Here is a 21,726-nt window from a genome sequence, read left to right on the forward strand (position 1 = left end):
GTGTGGCCCGGGCGGGGTCCCGGGATCAGAACTCGGCGGCCTCGGCGTAGGTCTGGGACAGCTCCGGCGAGCCCGTCATCGCCCAGTCCAGACCGGCCTCGACGACCTGGATCTCACGGCCGGAGGCGAGCCGGACCACCGGACCGCCGCCGGGCCACACCTGCCAGCGCGCGCCGGGGACGTTCCGCACGATCACGGTGCCGAGGTAGAGCCCGGCGTCGTTCCCGACCCAGGGCAGCTCCTCCGGATCGTCCCGCCAGCGGGGCGGCAGCTGGTCGAGCTCCTGGAGGGAGCGCGGGGTGTCGTCGAGGGCCACCCCGGACTGCGCCACCCGGGCGCGCAGCAGCTCGCACTCGGCGAGCAGCTCGGCCACGCCGTCGGGGTCGCGGTCGAAGGCCTCGGCCAGCGGCGACTCGGCCGGCTCGGCCGTGTGGCGCTTGAGCCAGTTGTCCAGGAATGGAATGTTCATCCGAACAGCCTCGCACCGTCACCTCCCGGTCGACCACCCGGCGCGCGGGGTTCGTTCCCGCCGCCGGGTGGTTGCCGGTCCGGAGGAGACGGCCTAGACGTCGAGGTCGACGACGACGGGCGCGTGGTCCGACGCGCCCTTGCCCTTGCGCTCCTCGCGGTCGACGTAGCTGTCGGTGACGGCCTCGGCGAAGGCCTTGTTGCCGTAGACCAGGTCGATGCGCATGCCCCGGTTCTTCGGGAAGGCGAGCTGGCGGTAGTCCCAGTACGTGTAGGGGTGGTCGTACTTGAGGGGGCGCGGGACCACGTCGGACAGACCCGTCTCGCGGAGGCCCGCGAGCGCGGCGCGCTCCGGCTCCGTGACGTGCGTCAGGCCCTCGAAGACCGACCGGTCCCAGACGTCGTCGTCGGTCGGCGCGATGTTGTAGTCGCCGAGGACGGCGAAGGGCCGGTCCCCCGCCGCGTCGCCGGCGACGGCCGCCTTCAGGGCGTCGAGCCAGCGCAGCTTGTACGCGTAGTGCTCGTGCGCGACCTCCCGGCCGTTGGGCACGTACACCGACCAGACGCGGACCGGGCCGCAGGTCGCGGAGATCGCGCGGGGCTCGTCGACGGCGTCGTACTCCGGGCCGCCGGGCAGCCCCGTGACCACGTCGGCGAGTCCGACCCGGGAGACCAGCGCCACGCCGTTCCACCGGCCCGTGGCGTGGACCACGGACTCGTACCCGAGGGCGCGCAGCTCCTCGGTGGGGAACTGCTCGACGGTGCACTTGGTCTCCTGGACGCACAGCACGTCCGTGCCGCTGCTCTCCAGCCAGGCGAGGAGCCGGGGCAGCCGGGCGGTGATCGAATTGACGTTCCAGGTGGCGATGCGCATGTGCGCAAGCCTACGTGCGGGGTCCGACAATCGATGCCGGGCCGGGCGGGGAGCGGGTCCCGCGCCCGGCGGCCCGCTCAGAGCTCGGTGGAGCCGCCCGGTGCGAGGCGCTGGTGGTCGGTGCCGCCGAGTTCGCCGATCTGGCGGTCGTAGATGGGCCGCGCCAGATCGGTGAGGAGCGCGTCGTGGATGTCGTACGCCCGGCGCGGGCGCACCTCCCGTACGTAGTCGATGACCTCCGAGATCTTGTTCCACGGGGCCATGACGGGGAGCAGCAGCGTCTCCACGGGGTGGTCGGGCACGGTGAGCGCGTCTCCGGGGTGGAAGAGGGCGCCGCCGTCCACCAGGTACCCCACGTTGGTGACGCGGGGCATGTCGGGGTGGATCACGGCGTGCAGCTCGCCGTGCACCTGGACGTCGAACCCGGCGGCGGTGAACGCGTCGCCGTGGCCGACGGTGTGCACGCGGCCGGGGAACGCCGCCGACAGCTGGTCGGCGACGCTCCGCAGCGTCCAGATCTCGGCGTCCGGGTTCGCCTCCAGGGCGGCCCGCAGGCGCCCCTCGTCGAAGTGGTCGGGGTGCTCGTGCGTCACCAGCAGGGCGTCGGCCCCGAGGACCGCGTCCTCCTCGGTGAACACGCCGGGGTCGAGGACGAGCGTCCGCCCGTCCTTCTCCAGCCGCACGCACGCGTGGGACTTCTTCGTCAGCTTCACGGGGCCCAGGCTACGCCGGGGGCCTCGTCTCCTCCTCGACGACGCGGGCGACCACCCGCAGCGCGGTCTCGGCGGCGGGGAAGCCGCAGTACACGCCCGCGTGGAGCACGATCTCGCGGAGTTCCTCGGCGGACAGCCCGTTTCGGAGGGCCGCGCGGGTGTGGTCGGCGAGGGCGTCCTGGTGGCCGCCGGCGATCAGGGCCGTGAGCGTCACGACGCTCCGGGTGCGCCGGTCCAGGCCGTCCCGGCTCCACACCTCGCCCCAGGCGTACCGGGTGACGAGTTCCTGGAAGGCCCCGCCGGCACCGTCGGCGTCGGCGGCGAGGGCCCGGTCCACATGGGCGTCGCCGAGGACCTCGCGGCGCAGCGCGAGCCCCCTCGGGTACGGGTCGGGGCGGCCGGCCTCGGCGACGCCCATGTGGACCGGGCCCTCGCCGCCGACGCCGACGGTGCCGGCGGGGCCTGCCAGGAACGGGGGTACGGGGGTCCGTCGGCCTTGGACCACCGGTAGCCGGAGCGGGTGGCGGTGGAGCGTTCCAGCCGGACGAGGACGGCGACGGGGTCGCCGTCCCGGGCGAACTCCTCGGCGAGGGTCCGGTCGCCGAGGAAGCCGCTGATCCGCGCGGGGGTCTGGGGGGCGCGGCCGACCGCCTCGACCCGTCCGCGGAGCACGCCGAACCGCTGACGGGGGGCGGACTGGACGGCGAGGTCGACCTGGGCGCCGACGGGGATCGCCGCGCCGCTGCCGCCGGGCACGTAGACCATGGCGACCAGCGGGTCGTCCGGGTCCTTCACGCGCTCCACGGTCGCGACGTCGGCGCCGGTGGTGACGACGAGTCCGGTCTTGGCGAGGAGAGTGGTGACCCGTCCGCCGTCGATCGCGCGCACGTCCCGGTCGCCCTGGGGTGTCCGGACGGTGAGCAGCGGGGCGCCGGCGGCGACGGTCCGGCCCTCCTCGGCGCGGACGGCGGTGACCTGTCCGGCGAAGGGGCTCTGCAGGAGGTAGCTGCCCTCGGCCCGGGTGAGGACGCCGGGCGCGGTCAGTTTGGTGTGCACGGATCCGGTGAAGGCCCAGAAGGTCGCGGCGGCCATCACGACGACGGTGACGGCCAGGACGAGCCGCCCCTGCGGGCGGGCCAGCCGTACCGGCAGATCGAGTTCTTCGGGCGATTGCAGCTTGGAAAGCGCCTTCTGGCGGAACTGCACGGAACCTTCCTCCGACTGCGATTCTCACGGGCCTGCAGAATTCCCGGCGGATTCCCTAAGGATTCCCGGCGCATTCCCGGGGGATTCCCGCCGCCGAGGGTCGGGAATGGCAGCCGTGAACCCCGGAACGGGAATGCGTTCCGGGGTTCACGGAGGTGTCGCTCAGAGGCCGGCGACACCGACGTTGACACCGGCGAGACCGGTGACGACGCCCGGCAGGGCCTGCACGCCCTGGACGGTCTGGAGCGAGGTCACGGTGCCGAGCACGGTGCTGACGTCGCCGACCACGGCGCCGGCGAGGCCGCCGGAGATGCCGAGGCCGCCGGAGACGGCGTCCAGCTCGGCGTCGGCGATCTCACGGGTCTCGATGTCGTTACGCATGGGGGCGCACCCTTCAATTCGGGGGAGTTTCCTTGCCGCGGCCGGAATCAGGCACCGTTCGCACGGCGGCCGCGATGTGCAGATGTAAGCACGCGAACGGGTTTCCCGGCCAACCGAGTTGACGGGTCGTGGCACACGGATTCGTCACCGGAACGGAGTGCGTTTCGATCCTTTCCTCGGATCGCCCGGGGATCGTCACACCTTCTCCGCAGGATCGAGTAACAGAAATCGGCCCTCCGGCGACCCCCGGGAACGCAAGGGGACATAGGCCCCTCAAACGACGGGCGCGGGGCCGGAAGGCCGATGGACGAGACAAGGGGAGGGATCCCCTCCACTCGCACGCTGTGAAGATTCGCCGGAGCGACGCGGGGTGAGGCCGCCGACACGGAGGGTGCCGGCGGATCCTCGGGGGCTCCCTAGGACACCACCGCCTTCTCGGGGGTGGCGGTTTCGGCCGGGGTGGCGACCCCGGCGGCCTGTCCCTGCGGCTCCCCGACGGCCTGTCCCTGCGGCTCCCCGGCCGCCCGTGCGCGCAGGCCGAGGCCCGCGATGGCCGCGACCGGGGCGAACGCCGCGGCACCGATCCAGAAGGTCAGGGTGAAGCCCGACTCCGCGGGCAGCGTCGGGACTCCGGCCGGGAGGTGGGCGACGGTCCCCGAGGCGAGGATCGTCGTGACGACCGCGCTGCCGATCGCGCTGCCCGTGGAGCGGGAGATGGAGTTGATGCCGTTCGCGATGCCGCTCTGGTGGTGCGGGACGCTCGCCATGATGACGACCGGCATGGCGGCGTAACCGAAGCTGACGGCCGCGCCGACGACGATCCCCGCGCCGATCACCGAGAGGGTGTGGCCGTGGTCGAGGGCGAGCCAGCCGAAGCCGACGGCGCCGAGCCCCGCGGCCAGGGCGAGGGCGGCGCGCGGGACGCGGTGGCGGACCAGCTGACCGCCCATCGGGGAGGCGAGCAGCGAGACGATCGCGCCGGGCAGCAGGATGGACGGAGGCGCGGAGGATGGACGCGTCGAAGCCGTAGCCGGTGAGGGCCTCGGGCATCTGGACCAGGTAGGAGACGCCCAGGAAGTTCGCGAACATGCCGAAGCCGACGAGGATGCCGGCCAGGTTGGCCATGAGGACCGGGCGGTGGACGAACATCCTCATGTCGACGAGCGGTTCGCGGACCCTTCGCTCGGCCTGACCTCCACCCAGGCGAAGGTCCTCGCCCAGCTCGACGGCCCGCTGCCGATGCGTGCCCTCGCCACCCTGCTGGTCTGCGACGCCTCCAACGTCACCGGGATCGTCGACCGCCTGGAGGCCCGCGCCCTGGTCCGCCGCGAGCCCGACCCCTCCGACCGGCGCGTCAAGAACGTCGTGGCGACCGACGAGGGCCGCGACGTCATCCGCCGCGTCCGCGAGGAGATGCAGGCCACGAGCGGCGCACTCGACACCCTCGACGCCACCGAGAGCGCGACCCTCTACGAGCTGCTCGCCCGGCTGCGCCCGGGCATGGAGAAGAACGCCTGACCTCAGGGGCAGGCCGTTCCGTACCGGCGCCGGGTCTTCGAGGTCCCGATCCCCGCGGGCCCGGAGCCGCTCAGGGGCTCGTCGCCGAGACCGCGTACACCCGGGGGAACGCCGGCTCCGTCAGATCGACCGTCAGGTCCGTCGCCGGGCGGGGGTCCTCGCGCCGCACCGTCGTACCCGCCCAGCTCATGCCCTCGACGAAGCGCCAGCCCGCGATGTCGGCGTCGCGGTCGCCCACCGTGATCCGGCCCGGGGTGAGCGCCGCGCGGCTCGTGCCGGACTCGGCCAGGAACGCGTCCAGACCCGCGGCGGTGGTCGAGAACTGGACGTACAGCCGGCTGGTCTTCCAGTTGCTCGTCTCGTAGTACGCGACGTCCCACGCCCCCGCGGGGATCGGGACCTCGAAGATCCTGCGCTTCATGAGCGAGGGCCAGTTGTCCTGGAGCCCCGCCGCCGAGGACTCGCGCTCCTTGTCGCGTCCGCTGTCGCGGCTCTGGCCCGCGGAGATGACGAGGTAGCCGGCCGGGATGCCCACGAGCAGGACGATGATGACGGCGGTCAGCCAGCGGCGGCGGATCATGTGCCGGTGGTCCTCGGGGAGCCTGCCCCCGGGGTCGCGCGGCGGGGTGGACTGGTGGGGCAGGGTCATGAAGGCGGATCCTCGGGGGTACGCGGGGCCCGGGCCGAGGTCCCGCTGCGCAGGGCCTGGGCGTAGCGCTCGTACCGTTCGTACCGCTCCACCCGGCGCCGGTTGGCGCGGCGGAAGCGGCGGGCGACGAGTCGGGCGAGGTCGGCGGCGCCGACCATCCCCGCCTCGGGGCCGAGCTGGGCGCGGGTGATGCGGGCCTCGGGACGGTAGCCGCGGCCGGTGAGATGGCGGCGGAAGGAGTCCCTGGCGGGTCCGATGAGCAGGTCGTCGGCGGCCGAGACGCCGCCGCCGATGACGAAGCAGGAGGGGTCGAGGGCGGCGGCGAGGTTGGCGATGCCGACGCCGAGCCACTGCCCGATGTCCTGGAACAGCTCCACGCACATGGCGTCGCCCTCGCGGGCGAGCTCGGTGATGAGCGGTCCGGTGATCTCGGGGACGTTGCCCTTGACCCGCTCGATGATCCCGTACGCGACCGGGGAGTCGGCGGCGGCCAGCTCGCGGGCCTCGCGGACCAGCGCGTTGCCCGAGCTGTACTGCTCCCAGCAGCCGCGGTTGCCGCAGGGGCAGCGGTGGCCGCCCGGCACGACCTGCATGTGTCCGAACTCGCCGGCCACCCCGAACCTGCCGCGCTTGACCTGGCCGTCCTCCAGGATGGCGCCGCCGATGCCGGTGCCGAGGGTGATCATGACCAGGTGGTCCTCGCCGCGTCCGGCGCCGAAGCGCCACTCGGCCCAGGCGGCGGTGTTGGCGTCGTTGTCCACCATGACGGGGACGGCGAGGCGGCTCTGGAGGGCGTCCCTGAGGGGCTCGTTGCGCCAGGCGAGGTGCGGGGCGAACAGCACCGTGGCCCGGTCGGCGTCGACCCAGCCGGCCGCGCCGATGCCCACGGCGTGCACGTCGTGCCGGTCGGAGAGGTCCAGGACCAGCTCGACGATGGTGTCCTCGACGACCTTGGCGCTCTTGGACTTGTCCGGGGTCTCCGTGCGGAGCTTCTCCAGGATGTTGCCGTCGGCGTCGACGACGCCGGCCATCACCTTCGTGCCGCCGATGTCGATGCCGACGGTCGGCACCCGCGGCGCGGTCAGGTGGGAGCGCCGCTCCCGGGTGCCGACGGTCCGCAGCACGGTGCCCCGGGCCGATCCCCGGTGCGCGAGGTCACGGTAGGTACTCATCGGCTCCGATTCTGCCAGGTGGGGGGTGAAGGGGCCGTTACATCGGAGGAGGGGCCGTCACGTCGCGGACGGCCGCTCCAGTTCGTGCCGCAGGTCCTCCAGCTCGGTGCCGCCGGCCATCTGCCGGGTCAACTCGTCGAGCGTGATGGCGCCCTTGGTGTGGCTGCCGGCCATCACGCCCCGCTTGAGCAGGACGAACCGGTCGCCCACGAGGTACGCGTGGTGCGGGTTGTGGGTGATGAGGACCACGCCGAGGCCCTGGTCGCGGGCGGCGGCCACGTACTTCAGGACGACGCCGGACTGCTTGACGCCGAGGGCGGCGGTCGGCTCGTCGAGGACGAGGACCTTCGCGCCGAAGTGGACCGCCCGGGCGATGGCCACGCACTGCCGCTCGCCGCCGGACAGGGTGCCGATCGGCTGGTCGACGTCGCGCAGGTCGATGCCCATGCGGAGCAGCGCCTCGCGGGTGGTGGTCCGCATCAGGCCGACGTCGAGCCGCTTGAAGGGGCCGGAGCCCCTCGTGGGCTCGGAGCCGAGGAAGAAGTTCCGCCAGACCGGCATGAGCGGGACGACGGCGAGGTCCTGGTAGACGGTGGCGATGCCCCGGTCGAGGGCGTCGCGCGGGTTGGCGAGGGTGACCTCCTCGCCCTCGATGCGGAAGGACCCGGTGTCGTGCCGGTGCAGCCCGGCGATGATCTTGATGAGGGTGGACTTGCCGGCGCCGTTGTCGCCGAGGACGCAGGAGATCTCACCGGCCCGGACCTCCAGGGAGACCCCTTCGAGGGCGCGGATGTTGCCGTAGTACTTGCTGACCTCGTCGAGCTCGACGAGGGGCGTGGTCGTCTCCGTCACTTGGTGGCCTCCACGCGCTTGCGGATCCAGGCGTTCAGCAGGGTCGCCAGGAGGAGCATCGCTCCCAGGAAGAACTTGAACCAGTCCGGGTTCCACTCGGCGTACACGATGCCCTTGCTCGTCATGCCGAAGATGAGGGCGCCGATCGCGGAGCCGATGGCCGAGCCGTAGCCGCCGGTGATCAGACAGCCGCCGATGACGGCCGCGATGATGAAGATCAGCTCGTTGCCCACGCCCTCGCCCGACTGGACGACGTCGAAGGAGAAGAGCAGGTGCTGGCCGGAGATCCAGGCGCAGAACGCCACGCCCATGTAGAGGCCGATCTTCGTCCGGTGGACCGGGACGCCGACCGCGCGGGCCGCGTCGGCGCTGCCGCCGACCGCGAAGATCCAGTTGCCGAAGCGGGTGCGGAGCAGGATCCAGGTGGCGAGCGCGATCAGGCCGAACCACCAGAGGATGGTCACCTTGAACTCGACGCCGCCGATGGTCAGCTGCGAGGCGAAGAGCGCGCGGGCGGAGGAGAAGCCCTCCATGTCGGCGATGCTCTTGGTGGAGACGGTGCCGCTGATGAGCTTGGTGAGGCCGAGGTTCAGGCCGGTCAGCATGAGGAAGGTGCCGAGCGTGATGATGAAGCTGGGCAGCTTCGTACGGGTCAGCATGACGCCGTTGAAGACGCCGATGGCCAGGGTGACGAGCAGCGAGACGCCGACGCCGACCCAGACGTTCGCCGTCATCTGGTAGCTGAACATCGACGAGACCAGGGCCGAGCTGGTCACCAGCACGCCGGCGGACAGGTCGAACTCGCCGCCGATCATGAGCAGCGCGACGGGCACCGCCATGATGCCGAGGGTGGACGCGGCGTAGAGCACGGTGCCGAGGCTGGACGGGTTCAGGAAGCTGTCGGCGGCGAGGGAGAAGAAGACGAAGACGGCGATCGCGCCGACGACCGAGCCGAGCTCGGGGCGGGCGAGCAGCTTCTTCAGCGGGGTGGTGCGCAGCAGTCTCTCGTCGACGTGGTCGAGCCCGTCCGACGGGGGTGCGGTGGAGCTCATCGGGTGCCCCGATCGGCGTACTCGACGAGCTTCCCGGCGTCGTCCTCGGTGATGACCTGCGGGCCGGTGAGGACCGGCTTGCCGCCGCCGAGGACGTTGGCGTTGTAGCGGTACAGCCAGAGCAGGTCGACGGCCTCGTAGCCCTGGAGGTAGGGCTGCTGGTCGACGGCGAAGCCGAGGGTGCCGGCCTTGAGGGAGGCGGCGACCTTGGCGTTGAGGTCGAAGGTGTCGATCTCGGCCTTGCTCCCGGCGCTCTTCGCGGCCTGGACGGCGGCGTCGGCGAAGGGGGCGCCGAGCGTGACGACGGCGTCCACGTCCTTGTCGGACTGGAGCTTGGCCTCGATGGAGGCCTTGACGTCCGGCATGTTGGTGCCGTCGACGTAGAGGTTGACCAGTTCCCCGCCGAACGTCTTCCTGGTGCCTGCGCAGCGCTGCTCGTGGCCGACGTTGCCCTGCTCGTGCAGGACGCAGAGGGCCTTCTTCTTCCCCCGCTTGTCGAGTTCCTCGCCGACGGCCTCGCCGGCGACGGTCTCGTCCTGGCCGATGTGGGTGAGCGCTCCGTACGCCTTGGACTGCTCGGCGCCCGAGTTCACGGTGATGACCGGGATGCCGGCCTTGACGGCCTTCTCGACGGCGCTCTTCATGGCGTCGGGCTTCGCGAGCGAGACGATCAGGCCGTCGACGCCCTTGGCCACGTACGAGTCGATCAGCTGGGCCTGCTGCTGGGCCTCGTCGCTGTGGGCGTACAGGAAGTTGATGTTGTCCTTGGCGGCGGCCTGCTTGGCGCCCTTCTGGACGATGTCCCAGAAGGTGTCGCCGTCGCCCGAGTGGGTCACCATGGCGAAGGTCCAGCGGGGGGTGTCCACGACCGCCCTGCCCTGGGCCTCGGCGGCCTTGCGGGCGTCCTCCGCGCGCTTTCCGCCGGTGCTGCTGCATCCGGCGAGCGCCCCGGTGAGCGCGAGCGCGAGCACGGCGCCGACTGCGGCGCGTACCCCTCCTGTCCGAAGCCTGGTCACGAGGCCGTGCCCTCCTTTGTGTCCTTTGCGTGCATTGCAGTATCGGTCATGCGGGTCGTGGCGTTCGCCAGGGGGCGGGTGTCCGGCCCGTCCGCCGGTGGGGTACGGCCTACGGACGGACCATCAGCTGGAACTCGAAGGTGTAGCGGTCGGCCCGGTAGAGGTGGGAGCCGTACTCGACGGCGCGGCCGGTGTCGTCGAAGGTGACGCGCTCCATCGTGAGCAGCGGGGCGCCCTCCCGCTCGTCAAGCAGGGCGGCCTCGGCGGCGGTCGCGGCGCGGGCGCCGACGGCCTGGCGGGCGCTGTGCAGGGTGAGCGCGGCGGAGCGGAGCAGCCGGTAGAGGCCGGTGGCCTCCAGGTGCGCGGTGTCCGGTCCGCCGGGCCCGAGCAGTGCGGCGGGCAGGTGGTTGCGCAGATAGGCCATGGGCGCGCCGTGGGCGGTGCGGAGCCGTTCGAGGTAGACGACCTCGCTGCCCTCGGGCAGCCGGAGAGCGGCGGCGACCGGGCCGGTGGCGGGCTCGACGCGGTTGACCAGGACCTTGGTGGCGGGGAGCTGGCCGGCGGCGTCGAGGTCGTCGTAGAGGCTGCTGAGTTCCAACGGGCGGCGGACCGTGCTGTGCACGACCTGGGTGCCGACGCCCCGGCGGCGGACCAGGAGGCCCTTGTCGACGAGCGTCTGGATGGCCTGCCGGACGGTGGGGCGGGAGAGGCCGAGGCGGGTGGCGAGGTCGATCTCGTTGCCGAGGAGGGTGCCCGGGGTCAGCGTGCCGTTCTCCACGGCGCTCTCCAGTTGCCGGGCCAGCTGGAAGTACAGCGGGACCGGGCTGCTGCGGTCCACGGAGAGCGGGGGCAGGGCGGAGCCGGACTGCTTGGACACGGGGGGAGCGTAGCCCGGGGCGTGGATGACGGGAAGTCGTGACGTCCGGTTGTCCTGACAAATCCTTGACACCGGAGGCGGACGGCTCCACGGTGGGGCCATGCGCATCGGACTCATCGGTACGGGCCGGATCGGGAGCTTCCACGCGGGTGTGCTGGCCCGCCACCCGGAGGTCGGGTCGCTGGTCGTGGCGGACGCGGACCCCACGCGGGCGGCCGGGGTCGCGGGCGCACTGGGGGCCGAGGCGGCCCCCGACGTCTCCTCGCTGTTCACGCACCCGCTGGACGCCGTGGTGATCGCCTCGGCGACAGCCGCGCACGCGGAGCTGATCGCCCGCGCGGCGGCCGCGGGGCTGCCGGCCTTCTGCGAGAAGCCGATCGCGCTGGACGTGCCGGGGACGGCGACCGCGCTCGCGGCGGTGGCCGCGGCGGGTACGGAGCTCCAGCTCGGCTTCATGCGGCGGTTCGACGCCGGGTACCGGGCGGCGCGCGAGGCGGTCCGCTCGGGTCGGCTCGGCCGGCTGCACACCGTACGGGCGGCGACCTCCGACCCGGCGCCGCCGCCGGCCGCGTACCTGCCCCTCTCCGGCGGCCTCTTCCGGGACTGCCTGGTGCACGACTTCGACATCGTGCGCTGGGTGACCGGGCGGGAGGTCGTGGAGGTGTACGCGACGGGGTCGGACGCCGGGCCCGCGATGTTCCGGGAGACCGGCGACGTGTCGACGGCCGCCGCGCTGCTCACCCTGGACGACGGCACGCTCGTCACGGCGACGGCGACCCGGCGCAACGGCGCCGGGTACGACGTCCGCATGGAGCTGGCGGGCGAGCTGGACCAGATCGCGGTCGGCCTGGACGACCGGACCCCCCTCGCCTCGGTGGAACCCTGGGCGCCGGCTCCGCCGGGGAAGCCCTGGTCCGGGTTCCTGGAGCGGTTCGCCCCCGCGTACGAGGCGGAGCTGGACGCCTTCGTACGCCTGGTCCGCGGCGAGGCGCCCAATCCCTGCGACGGCCGGGAGGCGCTGGCGGCGCTCCTGGTCGCGGAGGCGTGCGAGCGGTCGCGGCGGGAGCGGCGGCCGGTACGGGTCGACGAGATCGGCTAGCGGACGCCCGGGCCCGCGTCCGCCGCGCGCGTCCCATAGGTCAGGGGCGCGTCACCAGCGGACCGGGAGGTGGCGGGTGCCGCGCATCAGGAGGCCGGGGATCCATTCCCAGGCCTCGCCGTCGGGGTCGAGCTCCAGCTTCGGGAAGCGGTCGAGGAGGGTCCGGAGCGCGATGCGGCCCTCCAGGCGGGCGAGCGGGGCGCCCAGGCAGTAGTGGATGCCGTGCCCGAAGGCCAGGTGGCCCCGCGTGTCGCGGTGGATGTCGAAGCGGTCGGGTGCCGGGAAGCGGGCCGGGTCGCGGTCGAGCGCCCCGATGGCGACGAGGACGTACTGACGCGCCGGGATCTCGGTGCCGCCGAGGGTGACGGGCTCCCGGCTGAACCGGTAGGTGCTGGTCTCCACCGGCCCGTCGTACCGCAGGGACTCCTCGATCGTGGCGTCCAGGAGCCCCGGGTCGGCGCGCAGGGCGGCGAGCTGGTCGGGATGGGTGAGCAGGTTGCGGACGGTGTTGGCGATCAGGTTGACGGTGGTCTCGTGGCCCGCGATGAGCAGCAGGTAGGCCATGGCGCGGAGTTCGGGTCCGGAGAGCCGGTCGCCGTCCTCGGCGCGGGAGGCGATGAGGCCGGAGAGCAGGTCGTCGGCGGGGCCCGCGGCCCGTTTGTCCTCGATCAGCGCGTCGAGGTAGGCGCCGAAGTCCACCATGCTGCGGGTGAAGTCCTCCTCGCCGGTGGGGCTGACCAGCTCCGTGGACCAGCGGCGGAAGGTGTCGCGGTCCTTGCTGGGGACGCCGAGGAGCTCGCAGATGACGGTGATCGGCAGCGGGTAGGCGAAGGCGTCGACGAGGTCGGCGCGGCCGGCCGGTTCCATCGCGTCGATGAGGTCGGCGGTGAGCCGCTCGATGCGGGGCCGCAGGTTCTCCACCCTGCGGCCGGTGAACTCGCCCGTGACCAGGCGGCGCAGTCGGGTGTGGTCGGGCGGGTCGGCCGCGAGCAGGTGGACGCCGATGACGTCCTCCTCCGGCGGCCGTACGCCGATCACGGACGGGGACTTGGCGAGCCGGGGGTCGGCGAGGGCCGCCCGGCCCTCCTCGTGGCCGACGACCAGCCAGAACCGGAAGCCGTCGGGCATCCGGATCTCGTGGACGGGACCGGTTTCCCGGAGTCGTGCGTAGAAGGGGTACGGATCCGCGGTGAAGTCCGCTCCGTACTCCCCCAGTTCGATGACGGGCATCGACGCAGAGTAGCCCAGCGGGCCGAGGGCGAGACGATCACTTCCGGCCGTCCTCGTCGAGCAGGCCCGCGTCGTGGACGAGGAGCGCGATCTGGACGCGGTTGTTGAGGCCCAGCTTGGCGAGGACGCGCGAGACGTGGGTCTTGACGGTGGGGACGCTCATGTAGAGCTCGGCCGCGATCTCCGCGTTGGCGAGGCCGCGTCCGACGGCGACGGCCACCTCCCGTTCGCGGTCGGCGAGTGCGGCGAGCCGGCCGGTGGCCGCGGCGCGCGGGGACCGTTCGGGTCCGCCCGCGACGTGGGTCATGAGCTGGCGGGTGACCGCCGGGGACAGCACCGGGTCCCCGGCGGCGACCCGGCGGACGGCGGCGAGGATCTCGGCGGGGGGCGTGTCCTTGAGGACGAAGCCGGCCGCGCCGGCCCGCAGGGCGCGCAGCACCTGCTCGTCGGCGTGGAAGGTGGTGAGGACGACGACCTCGGGTGCGCCGGGCTCGGCGCGCAGCCGTTCGGTGGCGGTGAGCCCGTCCACCTGCGGCATGCGGATGTCCATGAGGACGACGTCCGGGGCGTAGCGGGAGACGAGTTCGGGGACCTCGCGGCCGTCGGCGCCCTCGCCGACGATGTCCAGGTCCTCGGCGCCGCCGAGCATCAGGGTGAGGCCCGCGCGGACCAGGGGGTCGTCGTCGACGATGAGCAGCCGGATGGTCATGCGGGCCACGGTAGCCAGGCGTGGAGGGAGAATCCGCCGTCGGGGGCGGGTCCGTGCTCCATCCGGCCGCCGGCGAGCACGGCGCGTTCGGTGAGTCCGATCAGGCCCTGGCCGGAGCCGGGGACGGGTGGGACGGGGCCGTCGGGTGCCGGGTTGTGGATGTCGACGGTGAGGCCCTCGCCGGGGCGGCCGCGGACGGTGACGGTGACGGTGGTTCCCGGGGCGTGCTTGCGGGCGTTGGTGAGCCCTTCCTGGGCAATGCGGTAGACCGTACGGCCGGTGGCGGCGGGCACGGTGGACGGTTCGTCGACGGTGGTGTCGAGGACGACGTCGGCGCCGGCCTCGCGGGACTCCTCGATCAGCGCGCCGAGGGTGGCGAGGGTGGGTTGCGGCCGGTCGCCGCCGTCGCCGTTCTCGCCGGGGGCGCGGAGGACGCCGATGATCTCGCGGAGGTCCTGGAGGGCTTCGTGGGCACTGTCGCGGATGACGCCGGCGGCGCGGGCGACCTGCTCGGGCGGGGCGTCGGGGCGGAACTCCAGGGCTCCGGCGTGCACGCTGAGCAGGGTGAGGCGGTGGGCGAGGACGTCGTGCATCTCGCGGGCGATGGCCTCGCGGGCGAGCCGCTGGGCCTGGGCGGCGCGCAGTTCGGCCTCGGCCTCGGCGCGGCGGGCGCGTTCCCGGAGGGCCTCGACGAGCTGTCGTCGGGAGCGGACGAGCATGCCCCAGGCGGTGACGAGCAGGATGAGGGTGAAGCCGAGGGCGATGCTGAGTCCGGTGTTGGTGGTGGGGTCGGGCCGGATGAAGGCCTGTGCGGTGGAGGCGGCGACGGCGAGCGCGCCGATCCCGGCGACCTCGCGGAAGGGTCTGCGGACGGCGACGCTGAAGAGGCTCGCGAGGAGGGCTCCGGCGGCGACCGGGGCCACCAGGTTGAGCACCGAGAGGCCGATCGCGAGCCCGGCGGGCCAGCGGCGGCGCAGCCAGAGGGCGCAGCAGCCCGCGGCGCCGAGGAGCTGGTCGACGACGGTGACGGCCCCGCTGGTGTACTGCGCGCTGGTGTCGGCGGCGATCAGGCCGACGAGGGCCGCGAGGAGGAAGATCGAGGTGTCCACGATCCAGTCGCGGACGGTACGGCGGGGCCTGCCCTCCCCGTTCCCACCGGGTCCGGCCAGGTGGGAGGGGAGCAGCCAGCGCTGCCGGTCCGGGCGGTTCATAGCGGCAATGTACGCAGCCGGAGGCGCCGGGCGGGGCAGCGGCGGCCGGGCCGCTACCGAAGTCGCGGAGGTCGATACTTCGGTCGCGGAGCCGGTGGCCCGGAGGCGGACGCGGGCGGAGACCCGGCCCCGCCATGATCACCTCATGAAGAAGTTTCTCGAGGTCGCCGGTTTCCTGCTCGCTCTCTTCGGTGTGGCCGGGGTGGTGCGCGAGCTGACGGACGGTTGGTTCCGTCTGCTCGGCGTGACCCGGTTCCTCACGGAGAACGTGGGGTTCCTGGAGGGCCGTGAGCTGTTCGCCAACATCGTGATCGCGGTGCTGGGCCTGGTCCTCATGATCGTGTCGGACCGGGTGGCGAAGTCCTGACCGCGCCCTGCCGGAGGGTTCAGCTCCGCGGGGTGCCCGCCGTGTCGAGCCGGGTCACCTCTGCGAGGTGCTCGGCCATCCGGTGGGAGACGGAGCCGCTGGTGTAGAGGGCTCCGCCGACGACGGCGAAGGGGACGGAGATCCCGAGGAGGGCGAGGGTGCCGGGCCAGTCCCGGCTCTCCACGCACTGCTTGTCGTGGACGTACTCGCTGGTGAGCAGGGCGGGGCAGGGGCTGCCGCCGCCGTCGGCGTCCTCGTACGGGGTGAGGAGCGTGACGCCGAGCCAGACCCAGCACAGGGCGGCGAGCGTGAAGAGCCCGAGGCCCCAGCCCTGGGTGCGGCGGGCCTTGGCGCGGAACTCGTTGTCGTAGACCAGTGAACGCATGATCGGACAACCTACCCGGCACCGTTGTCGGCGGCCCGGCGGCCCCAACTGGTGCCCGCCAGCACGAGGATCGCACCGGCGATGCCGAGGAGCCCGGGGCGGTCGCCGGCGAGGGCGATGCCTGCGGCGGCGGCCCAGAGGGGTTCCGTGCCGAGGAGGAGGCTGACCCGGGACGGGGAGGTCCGGCGGACGGCCCACATCTGCACGAAGAACGCGAAGAGCGTGCAGAAGACGGAGAGGAAGAGCAGTCCGGCCCACTCGCGCGGGCCGAAGTCCAGGGCGACCGCCCAGGGGGTGGCGCCGGTGCCGGGGAAGGCCGCGATGACGGCGAAGACGGCGACGGCGGAGCCGAGTTGCACGGTGGTGAGGGAGAGCGAGTCGGCCGTCCGGACGGCCTTGATCCGGGACATCGCCAGGACGTGGACGGTACGGGCGAGGGCGGCGAGCAGCATGAGCAGGTCGCCGGCGGAGGGGGTGGTGAAGCCGCCCCCCTGGGTGAGGAGCACCACGCCGAGGACGGAGAGCGCGGCGGCGCCGAGGAAGGCGCGGGGCGGTCGGATCCGGGTCGTGGCGGCTTCGGCGAGCGGGGTGAGGATCATGGTGAGGCTGATGATCAGGCCCGCGTTGGTGGCGGAGGTGTGGACGACGCCGTAGGTCTCCAGGAGGAAGATCCCGCCGAGGATCAGCCCGAGGGCCCCGGCGCCGCGCCACTGGGCGGCGTTCAGGGCACGGAGCCGGGTCCAGCCGGCGACGACGAGGACGGGCAGCACCACGGCGAACCGCAGCACGAGGACCGCGATCACGGTGTGGGTGGTGGTGATGCCCTTGGCCGCGAGGTAGCTGGTGCCCCAGACGACGGCGACGAGCAGGACGGGCAGATCGGTGAGCCAGGCGGGGCGGGGGGCTCCGAGGGACAGCGGGGCGGCGGTCGAGGCTGACATGGCGGCCGGGTCTCCAACTCTGCCGGTGGGGTGGAGACTTCGACGGCTCGCACGTGGAGCGATCACCGTACCGGGAGGGGCGCGTGGTGGCTACACCTTTCCGGGCGGAGGGTGCGGCCGGGGTCACCGTCCGATTCCCGCCAGCCTCCCGGGGCCCCGGGGACTTTCATTGAACCCGCAACCACTTATGGCTTCTTGGCTACGGAGGAATCGGGATGTCCACGAGGAACGGCACGGCGGTACTGGTGACGGGCGGCAGCCGCGGGATCGGCGCGGCGACGGCCGTGCGGCTGGCCGAGGAGGGCGCCGACGTCGCCTTCACCTACGTACGGGACGAGGTACGGGCCAAGGAGGTGGCCGCGCGCATCGAGGCGACCGGGCGCAGGGCGCTGCCGCTGCGGGCCGACGCGGCCGACCCGGGGGACGCGGCGGGCGCGGTGAACTGGGCGGCGGACGCCCTGGGCCGGCTCGACGTGCTGGTGAACAACGCGGGGATCGGCGTCCTCGGACCGCTGGGCTCCCTGGCCCTCACGGACGTGGACCGGGTCCTGGCCGTGAACGTGCGGGCGGCGTTCCTGGCCGCGCAGGCGGCGGCCGGGCGGCTTCCGGACGGCGGCCGGATCATCACGGTCGGCAGTTGCATGGCCCAGCGGGTGCCGGGCCCCGGCGGGGTGCTGTACGCGCTGTCCAAGACGGCGCTGATCGGTCTGACGAAGGGCCTGGCGCGGGAACTGGGCGGCCGCGGGATCACGGCGAACCTGGTGCACCCGGGCCCCATCGACACGGACATGAACCCGGCGGACGGCCCGTACGCGGCGGACCAGGCGGCCCAGACGGCACTCGGCCGCTTCGGCACGGCGGAGGAGGTGGCCGCGACGATCGCGTTCCTGGCGGGCCCGGAGGGCCGGTACGTGACGGGAGCGGAGTTCACGGTGGACGGCGGGCACGCGGCGTGACGTGACGGGGAGGTGCGGGGCGGGCCGTAGGACCGGCGAGTGAGCCGAAGGGCGCCGCCGGGGGAACGACCCCGGGCGCGCGCAGGCCCCCCGAGGAACGAGGGGGGCCGAGCACGGTCGGGGTCGTGAGTCCGGCTCCGGGCGCCCGGAGGCGAACCGAGCCCTGAAGAGGGGGGCGAGTGAGCCGGGGCGCCGCCGGGGGAACGACCCCGGGCGCGCGCAGGCCCCCCGAGGAACGAGGAGGGCCGAGCACGGTCGGGGTCGTGAGTCCGGCTCCGGGCGCCCGGAGGCGAACCGAGCCCCGGAAAAGGGGTGTGCGCGAGGGCGCACCGGTGCTGTCGGGCCGGTGTGCCCTCGCGGGCCGGGCGGGGTGTCGTACCCGCCCAGTTCATGGGGCGGGCCGGGGGCGTACCCCGGCCTGCCGTTGCGTACGGGTCGTGGTCAGCCGCCCAGTTCCTGGTGGCGGGCCGTCAGGCGGGCCGTACCGGCGTCCGTGAGGGAGCCGAAGAGGCGGAGGCGGGAGATGCCGCCGTCCGGGTAGATGTCGATGCGGACGCGGGAGCCGACCGCCGGGGCGTCGAGGACGAACCGGTGGTTGGTGTCGGGCTGGAGGCGGGTGCGGGGGAGGATCTCGGTCCAGTCCTCGGAGCCTTCGGCGGCGACGGAGAGCGCGGCCCAGCCGGCGCTGTTGCCCTTGAGGTACGCGGTGTCGATCTCGACGGCGCGGATCTCGGACTCGGCGACGAGCTGGTAGCGGATCCAGTCGTTGCCCTTGTCGCGGCGGCGGCGGGTCTCCCAGCCGTCGTCCATCTTGCGGGATCGGCCGGGCTGGATGGTGTTGGTGGCCGGGGAGTAGAAGCGGTCGGAGGCGTCCTCGACCTGGCCGCCGTTCTCCAGGGCCGCGAGGTCGAAGGTGCCGAGTACGCCGAGCCACCGCGGGTCGGGGGCGACTTCGCCGTACACGCGGAGGCGGGCGATACCGCCGTCGGGGTGCTGGTTGACGCGGAGGTGGGTGAAGCGCTGCTCGACGTCGACGGCGAAGCCGTTGGCCGCGTGGCCGCCGACGGCGGTGCGCGGGACGAGGACCGTCCACTTCACGTCGTCGGCGAGGAGTTCCTCGGGCGAGGGCGAGCCGGGGACGGAGGCGGCCTCGACGGAGACGGCCTGCGGGTAGTTGCCGCGGAAGTGGGCGGTGTCGAGGACGATGCCGCGGACGACGCCGGGCGCGCCGAGCCGTACGAGGGCCCAGTCGTGGTCGTCGTCGGTGGGGTGGGGCTGCTGGGCGGAGACGCCGCGGCGGCGGCGGGTCTCCCAGCCGTCCATGATCTTGCCCTTGTGGCCGAAGTGCTCGGGGTCGAACTCGGCCGCCTCGGGCTTGAGCAGGTTCTCGCGCTCGGCGAAGAACTCGTCGTTGGCGGCGATGACGCCCGCGCCGAGGCGGCGGTCGGCGAGGTCGGCGTACTGGGTGAAGGGGAAGTCGGCCGTCCGGTAGTCGGCGTACGGGTCGCCGCCGCCGTAGGGGCTGGCGTCGCCGGTGAAGGAGGGTATGCCGGTGCTCACGGGTCAGTTGTTCCTTTCGAGGAGGCGGCCGGAGGGCTCGGCGAGGGTGCCGTGGTCGGCGATGCGCTCGCCGCGCAGCCAGGTGGAGGTGACGACGCCGTGGAGGGTGCGGCCCGCGTAGGCGGTGATGCGGTTGCGGTGCTGGAGCTCGGCCGGGTCGACGGTGAAGGTGGCTTCCGGGTCGAGGACGGCGAAGTCGGCGTCGCGGCCGGCCTCGATGGCGCCCTTGCGGGTGAGGCCGGCGAGCCGGGCCGGGCCCTCGGACATCCAGCGGACGACGTCGGTCAGGTCGAAGCCGCGGCGGCGGGCCTCGGTCCAGATGGCGGGCAGGCCGAGCTGGAGGGAGGAGATGCCGCCCCAGGCGGACGCGAAGTCGGGCGTCTTGAGGTCGGTGGTGGACGGGGAGTGGTCGGAGACGATGCAGTCGATCGTGCCGTCCGCGAGCCCCTGCCACAGCGCGTCCTGGTTGACCGCCTCGCGGATGGGCGGGCAGCACTTGAACTCGGTGGCCCCGTCCGGGATCTCCTCGGCGGTGAGCGTGAGGAAGTGCGGGCAGGACTCGACGGTGACCTTGACGCCCTCGGCCTTCGCGGCGGCGAGGACCGGTAGCGCGTCGGAGGAGGAGAGGTGCAGGACGTGGACGCGGGCGTCGAGCCGGCGGGCCTGGTTGATCAGGTTCTCGATGGCCGTGTTCTCGGCGTCGCGGGGACGCGAGGCGAGGAAGTCGGCGTACGCGCCGCCGGTGCGCTGGGGCGCGGCGGCGAGGTGGTGGGGGTCCTCGGCGTGGACGATCATCAGCCCGTCGAAGCCGGAGATCTCCGCGAGGGAGGTCGCCAGCTGCTCCTGGTCGAGCTCGGGGAACTCCTCGACGCCGGAGGGCGACAGGAAGCACTTGAAGCCGAAGACGCCGGCGTCGTGCAGGGGGCGCAGGTCCTTGACGTTGTCGGGCAGGGCGCCGCCCCAGAAGCCGACGTCGACGTGCGCCTTCGTGCGGGCGACGTCCTGCTTGACGCGCAGGTTCTGCACGGTGGTGGTGGGCGGCAGCGAGTTGAGCGGCATGTCGAGGAGGGTGGTGATGCCACCGGCGGCGGCCGCGCGGGTGGCGGTCCAGAAGCCCTCCCACTCGGTGCGGCCGGGGTCGTTCACGTGCACGTGGGTGTCGACGAGTCCGGGCAGGACGACGTCGTCGCCGACGTCTTCGAGCCGGGCACCGGCCGGTACCTCGGCGTCGTACGGCAGCACGGCCGCGATCGTCCCTCCGGCAACGGCGATCGACGCCGGGCGTGTCCCCTCGGGGGTGATGACACGCGTCGAGCGCAGGACCAGGTTGACGTCCACCCGTACCCCTCTTCCAGTGGTTCAAGAAGAAATTCAACGAACTGTTGAAGGAGTCTTCACTTCCGGACGACATGTCGTCAAGGGCACACTTCCAGCATCGGCGAGGATGCCGGGCGCCGCCGCGGGCCGCTTGGATGTTTCCACCAAGTGGAATGCAGATTCCGTACAGTAGAACGTAGCTCCGTACAGCCGGGGCCGACCCGGACGGCTCCGGGCCGCCGCCGACACCGGACAAACACGTCCTGACCGGCGCGGACGCCGTCACCAGGACCATGTACCCCGGCCGATGGGCCGGTAGGCTGCAGCCTTGCCCGCCTGCCCCGAAAGGACCGTTGACGTGCCGACGTCCAGCGCCAGCACCACCGACGCCGCCAAGCCCGCCGCGAGCGGGGGCGTCCAGTCCCTTGAGCGTGCCTTCGACCTCCTGGAGCGGATGGCCGACGCCGGGGGCGAGGTCGGGCTGAGCGAGCTCTCCGCCAGCAGCGGACTCCCGCTCCCGACCATCCACCGCCTGATGCGCACACTGGTCGCCTGCGGGTACGTGCGCCAGCAGCCGAACCGACGGTACGCGCTCGGCCCCCGCCTCATCCGGCTCGGCGAGTCCGCCTCCCGGCTCCTCGGCACCTGGGCGCGCCCGTACCTGGCGCGGCTCGTCGAGGAGACCGGCGAGACGGCGAACATGGCGCTGCTCGACGGCGACGAGATCGTGTACGTGGCGCAGGTGCCGTCCAAGCACTCGATGCGGATGTTCACCGAGGTCGGCCGGCGCGTGCTGCCGCACTCGACGGGTGTCGGCAAGGCGCTGCTGGCGCACACCCCGGCGGAGGAGGTCCGCGCGCTGCTGGCCCGCACCGGGATGCCGGCGGCGACGGAGAAGACGATCACGACCCCGGAGGGCTTCCTCGACGCGCTCGTCGCGGTCCGCGAGACGGGGTACGCGGTCGACGACAACGAGCAGGAGATAGGAGTCCGCTGCCTCGCGGTCCCGGTCCCCGACTCCCCCACGGCGGCGGCGATCTCGATCTCGGGCCCGGCGGGCCGGGTGACGGAGGCGGCAACGGAGAAGATCGTCCCGATCCTCCAGGAAGTGGCCCGCGAACTGTCGACGGCCCTGGCGAACACGACGGGGAACGGGGGGGCGTAGCTCTGGGG

At 73.0% G+C, this 21,726-nt stretch carries 24 protein-coding genes and 1 pseudogene; 5 read left to right on the forward strand and 20 right to left on the reverse strand.

Going from position 1 to position 21,726, the window contains the following annotated elements:
* Nucleotides 1-25: 25 nt before the first annotated feature.
* The 7 genes and pseudogenes from EAO70_RS10960 to EAO70_RS10990 form a co-directional block, all read right to left on the reverse strand.
* The gene (locus EAO70_RS10960) at nt 26-469 is read right to left on the reverse strand and encodes a DUF6278 family protein (RefSeq protein ID WP_148002798.1); all 444 of its coding nucleotides are present in this window, start codon (nt 467-469) and stop codon (nt 26-28) included.
* A gap of 93 nt (nt 470-562) precedes the next feature.
* Nucleotides 563-1,342: an exodeoxyribonuclease III gene (locus EAO70_RS10965; RefSeq protein WP_148002799.1), complete on the reverse strand. Its 780-nt coding sequence runs from the start codon at nt 1,340-1,342 to the stop codon at nt 563-565.
* A 77-nt stretch (nt 1,343-1,419) separates the two neighbouring features.
* A complete protein-coding gene (locus EAO70_RS10970) occupies nt 1,420-2,055 on the reverse strand; it encodes an MBL fold metallo-hydrolase (RefSeq protein ID WP_148002800.1) in 636 nt (211 codons plus the stop codon).
* Between the two features lie 10 nt (nt 2,056-2,065).
* On the reverse strand, nt 2,066-2,473 hold the full coding sequence (locus EAO70_RS10975; protein WP_410091232.1) for a carboxymuconolactone decarboxylase family protein: 408 nt from the start codon (nt 2,471-2,473) through the stop codon (nt 2,066-2,068).
* A 56-nt stretch (nt 2,474-2,529) separates the two neighbouring features.
* A pseudogene (locus EAO70_RS10980) lies at nt 2,530-3,261 on the reverse strand (HlyD family efflux transporter periplasmic adaptor subunit); the annotation flags it as partial.
* Between the two features lie 162 nt (nt 3,262-3,423).
* Nucleotides 3,424-3,642 carry a hypothetical protein gene (locus tag EAO70_RS10985; RefSeq protein ID WP_148002801.1) on the reverse strand — a complete coding sequence of 73 codons (219 nt, stop codon included), beginning with the start codon at nt 3,640-3,642 and terminating at the stop codon, nt 3,424-3,426.
* Between the two features lie 416 nt (nt 3,643-4,058).
* The gene (locus tag EAO70_RS10990; protein WP_315986229.1) at nt 4,059-4,592 is read right to left on the reverse strand and encodes a hypothetical protein; all 534 of its coding nucleotides are present in this window, start codon (nt 4,590-4,592) and stop codon (nt 4,059-4,061) included.
* Nucleotides 4,593-4,779: 187 nt separating this feature from the next.
* Between EAO70_RS10990 and EAO70_RS10995 the strand changes: the two genes are divergently transcribed.
* Nucleotides 4,780-5,160: a MarR family winged helix-turn-helix transcriptional regulator gene (locus EAO70_RS10995; RefSeq protein ID WP_261992800.1), complete on the forward strand. Its 381-nt coding sequence runs from the start codon at nt 4,780-4,782 to the stop codon at nt 5,158-5,160.
* Nucleotides 5,161-5,230: 70 nt separating this feature from the next.
* On the opposite strand, the gene EAO70_RS11000 is transcribed toward EAO70_RS10995, so the two are convergent.
* The 6 genes from EAO70_RS11000 to EAO70_RS11025 form a co-directional block, all read right to left on the reverse strand.
* Nucleotides 5,231-5,809 (reverse strand): hypothetical protein, encoded by a 579-nt coding sequence (locus EAO70_RS11000; RefSeq protein ID WP_148002802.1) that lies wholly within the window; start codon nt 5,807-5,809, stop codon nt 5,231-5,233.
* Entirely contained in the window at nt 5,806-6,981 is a 1,176-nt protein-coding gene (locus EAO70_RS11005; RefSeq protein WP_148002803.1) for an ROK family glucokinase, read from the reverse strand. Before EAO70_RS11005 ends, EAO70_RS11000 begins: the two co-directional genes overlap by 4 nt.
* Nucleotides 6,982-7,038: 57 nt before the next feature.
* Nucleotides 7,039-7,833, reverse strand: a complete 795-nt coding sequence (locus EAO70_RS11010) for an ATP-binding cassette domain-containing protein (protein ID WP_148002804.1) — start codon at nt 7,831-7,833, stop codon at nt 7,039-7,041.
* Nucleotides 7,830-8,885, reverse strand: a complete 1,056-nt coding sequence (locus EAO70_RS11015) for an ABC transporter permease (protein ID WP_148002805.1) — start codon at nt 8,883-8,885, stop codon at nt 7,830-7,832. The genes EAO70_RS11010 and EAO70_RS11015 overlap by 4 nt, the downstream gene beginning before the upstream one ends.
* Entirely contained in the window at nt 8,882-9,901 is a 1,020-nt protein-coding gene (locus EAO70_RS11020; protein WP_148002806.1) for a sugar ABC transporter substrate-binding protein, read from the reverse strand. The genes EAO70_RS11015 and EAO70_RS11020 overlap by 4 nt, the downstream gene beginning before the upstream one ends.
* Before the next feature lie 109 nt (nt 9,902-10,010).
* On the reverse strand, nt 10,011-10,739 hold the full coding sequence (locus EAO70_RS11025) for a GntR family transcriptional regulator (RefSeq protein ID WP_148003010.1): 729 nt from the start codon (nt 10,737-10,739) through the stop codon (nt 10,011-10,013).
* Nucleotides 10,740-10,878: 139 nt separating this feature from the next.
* Between EAO70_RS11025 and EAO70_RS11030 the strand changes: the two genes are divergently transcribed.
* Complete coding sequence (locus EAO70_RS11030; RefSeq protein ID WP_148002807.1) at nt 10,879-11,877, forward strand: Gfo/Idh/MocA family oxidoreductase; 999 nt, start codon at nt 10,879-10,881, stop codon at nt 11,875-11,877.
* A 51-nt stretch (nt 11,878-11,928) separates the two neighbouring features.
* Here EAO70_RS11030 and EAO70_RS11035 read toward each other — a convergent pair whose 3' ends face one another.
* The 3 genes from EAO70_RS11035 to EAO70_RS11045 are packed head-to-tail and all read right to left on the reverse strand — an operon-like array spanning nt 11,929 to nt 15,027.
* On the reverse strand, nt 11,929-13,107 hold the full coding sequence (locus EAO70_RS11035; protein ID WP_148002808.1) for a cytochrome P450 family protein: 1,179 nt from the start codon (nt 13,105-13,107) through the stop codon (nt 11,929-11,931).
* 37 nt (nt 13,108-13,144) lie between these two features.
* Nucleotides 13,145-13,816: a response regulator gene (locus EAO70_RS11040; RefSeq protein ID WP_148002809.1), complete on the reverse strand. Its 672-nt coding sequence runs from the start codon at nt 13,814-13,816 to the stop codon at nt 13,145-13,147.
* Nucleotides 13,813-15,027 (reverse strand): sensor histidine kinase, encoded by a 1,215-nt coding sequence (locus EAO70_RS11045; RefSeq protein WP_148002810.1) that lies wholly within the window; start codon nt 15,025-15,027, stop codon nt 13,813-13,815. Before EAO70_RS11045 ends, EAO70_RS11040 begins: the two co-directional genes overlap by 4 nt.
* Nucleotides 15,028-15,172: 145 nt before the next feature.
* Between EAO70_RS11045 and EAO70_RS11050 the strand changes: the two genes are divergently transcribed.
* Nucleotides 15,173-15,394, forward strand: coding sequence for a hypothetical protein (locus EAO70_RS11050; RefSeq protein WP_148002811.1), 222 nt, complete (start codon nt 15,173-15,175; stop codon nt 15,392-15,394).
* A 19-nt stretch (nt 15,395-15,413) separates the two neighbouring features.
* On the opposite strand, the gene EAO70_RS11055 is transcribed toward EAO70_RS11050, so the two are convergent.
* Both EAO70_RS11055 and EAO70_RS11060 read right to left on the reverse strand, forming a co-directional pair.
* Nucleotides 15,414-15,779 carry a hypothetical protein gene (locus EAO70_RS11055; RefSeq protein ID WP_148002812.1) on the reverse strand — a complete coding sequence of 122 codons (366 nt, stop codon included), beginning with the start codon at nt 15,777-15,779 and terminating at the stop codon, nt 15,414-15,416.
* 11 nt (nt 15,780-15,790) lie between these two features.
* On the reverse strand, nt 15,791-16,720 hold the full coding sequence (locus EAO70_RS11060; RefSeq protein ID WP_148002813.1) for a DMT family transporter: 930 nt from the start codon (nt 16,718-16,720) through the stop codon (nt 15,791-15,793).
* A gap of 215 nt (nt 16,721-16,935) precedes the next feature.
* Between EAO70_RS11060 and EAO70_RS11065 the strand changes: the two genes are divergently transcribed.
* On the forward strand, nt 16,936-17,676 hold the full coding sequence (locus EAO70_RS11065; RefSeq protein WP_148002814.1) for an SDR family NAD(P)-dependent oxidoreductase: 741 nt from the start codon (nt 16,936-16,938) through the stop codon (nt 17,674-17,676).
* 441 nt (nt 17,677-18,117) lie between these two features.
* On the opposite strand, the gene alc is transcribed toward EAO70_RS11065, so the two are convergent.
* Together alc and allB are read right to left on the reverse strand one after the other, a co-directional pair.
* Nucleotides 18,118-19,236, reverse strand: coding sequence for an allantoicase (alc, locus tag EAO70_RS11070; protein ID WP_148002815.1), 1,119 nt, complete (start codon nt 19,234-19,236; stop codon nt 18,118-18,120).
* A gap of 3 nt (nt 19,237-19,239) precedes the next feature.
* Nucleotides 19,240-20,574, reverse strand: a complete 1,335-nt coding sequence (gene allB, locus EAO70_RS11075; protein ID WP_148002816.1) for an allantoinase AllB — start codon at nt 20,572-20,574, stop codon at nt 19,240-19,242.
* 337 nt (nt 20,575-20,911) lie between these two features.
* Here allB and EAO70_RS11080 point away from each other — a divergent pair, with 337 nt between their 5' ends.
* The gene (locus tag EAO70_RS11080; protein ID WP_148002817.1) at nt 20,912-21,718 is read left to right on the forward strand and encodes an IclR family transcriptional regulator; all 807 of its coding nucleotides are present in this window, start codon (nt 20,912-20,914) and stop codon (nt 21,716-21,718) included.
* The last annotated feature ends 8 nt before the right edge of the window (nt 21,719-21,726 follow it).

Source organism: Streptomyces sp. adm13(2018), assembly GCF_008042145.1.
Classification (GTDB): Bacteria; Actinomycetota; Actinomycetes; order Streptomycetales; family Streptomycetaceae; genus Streptomyces.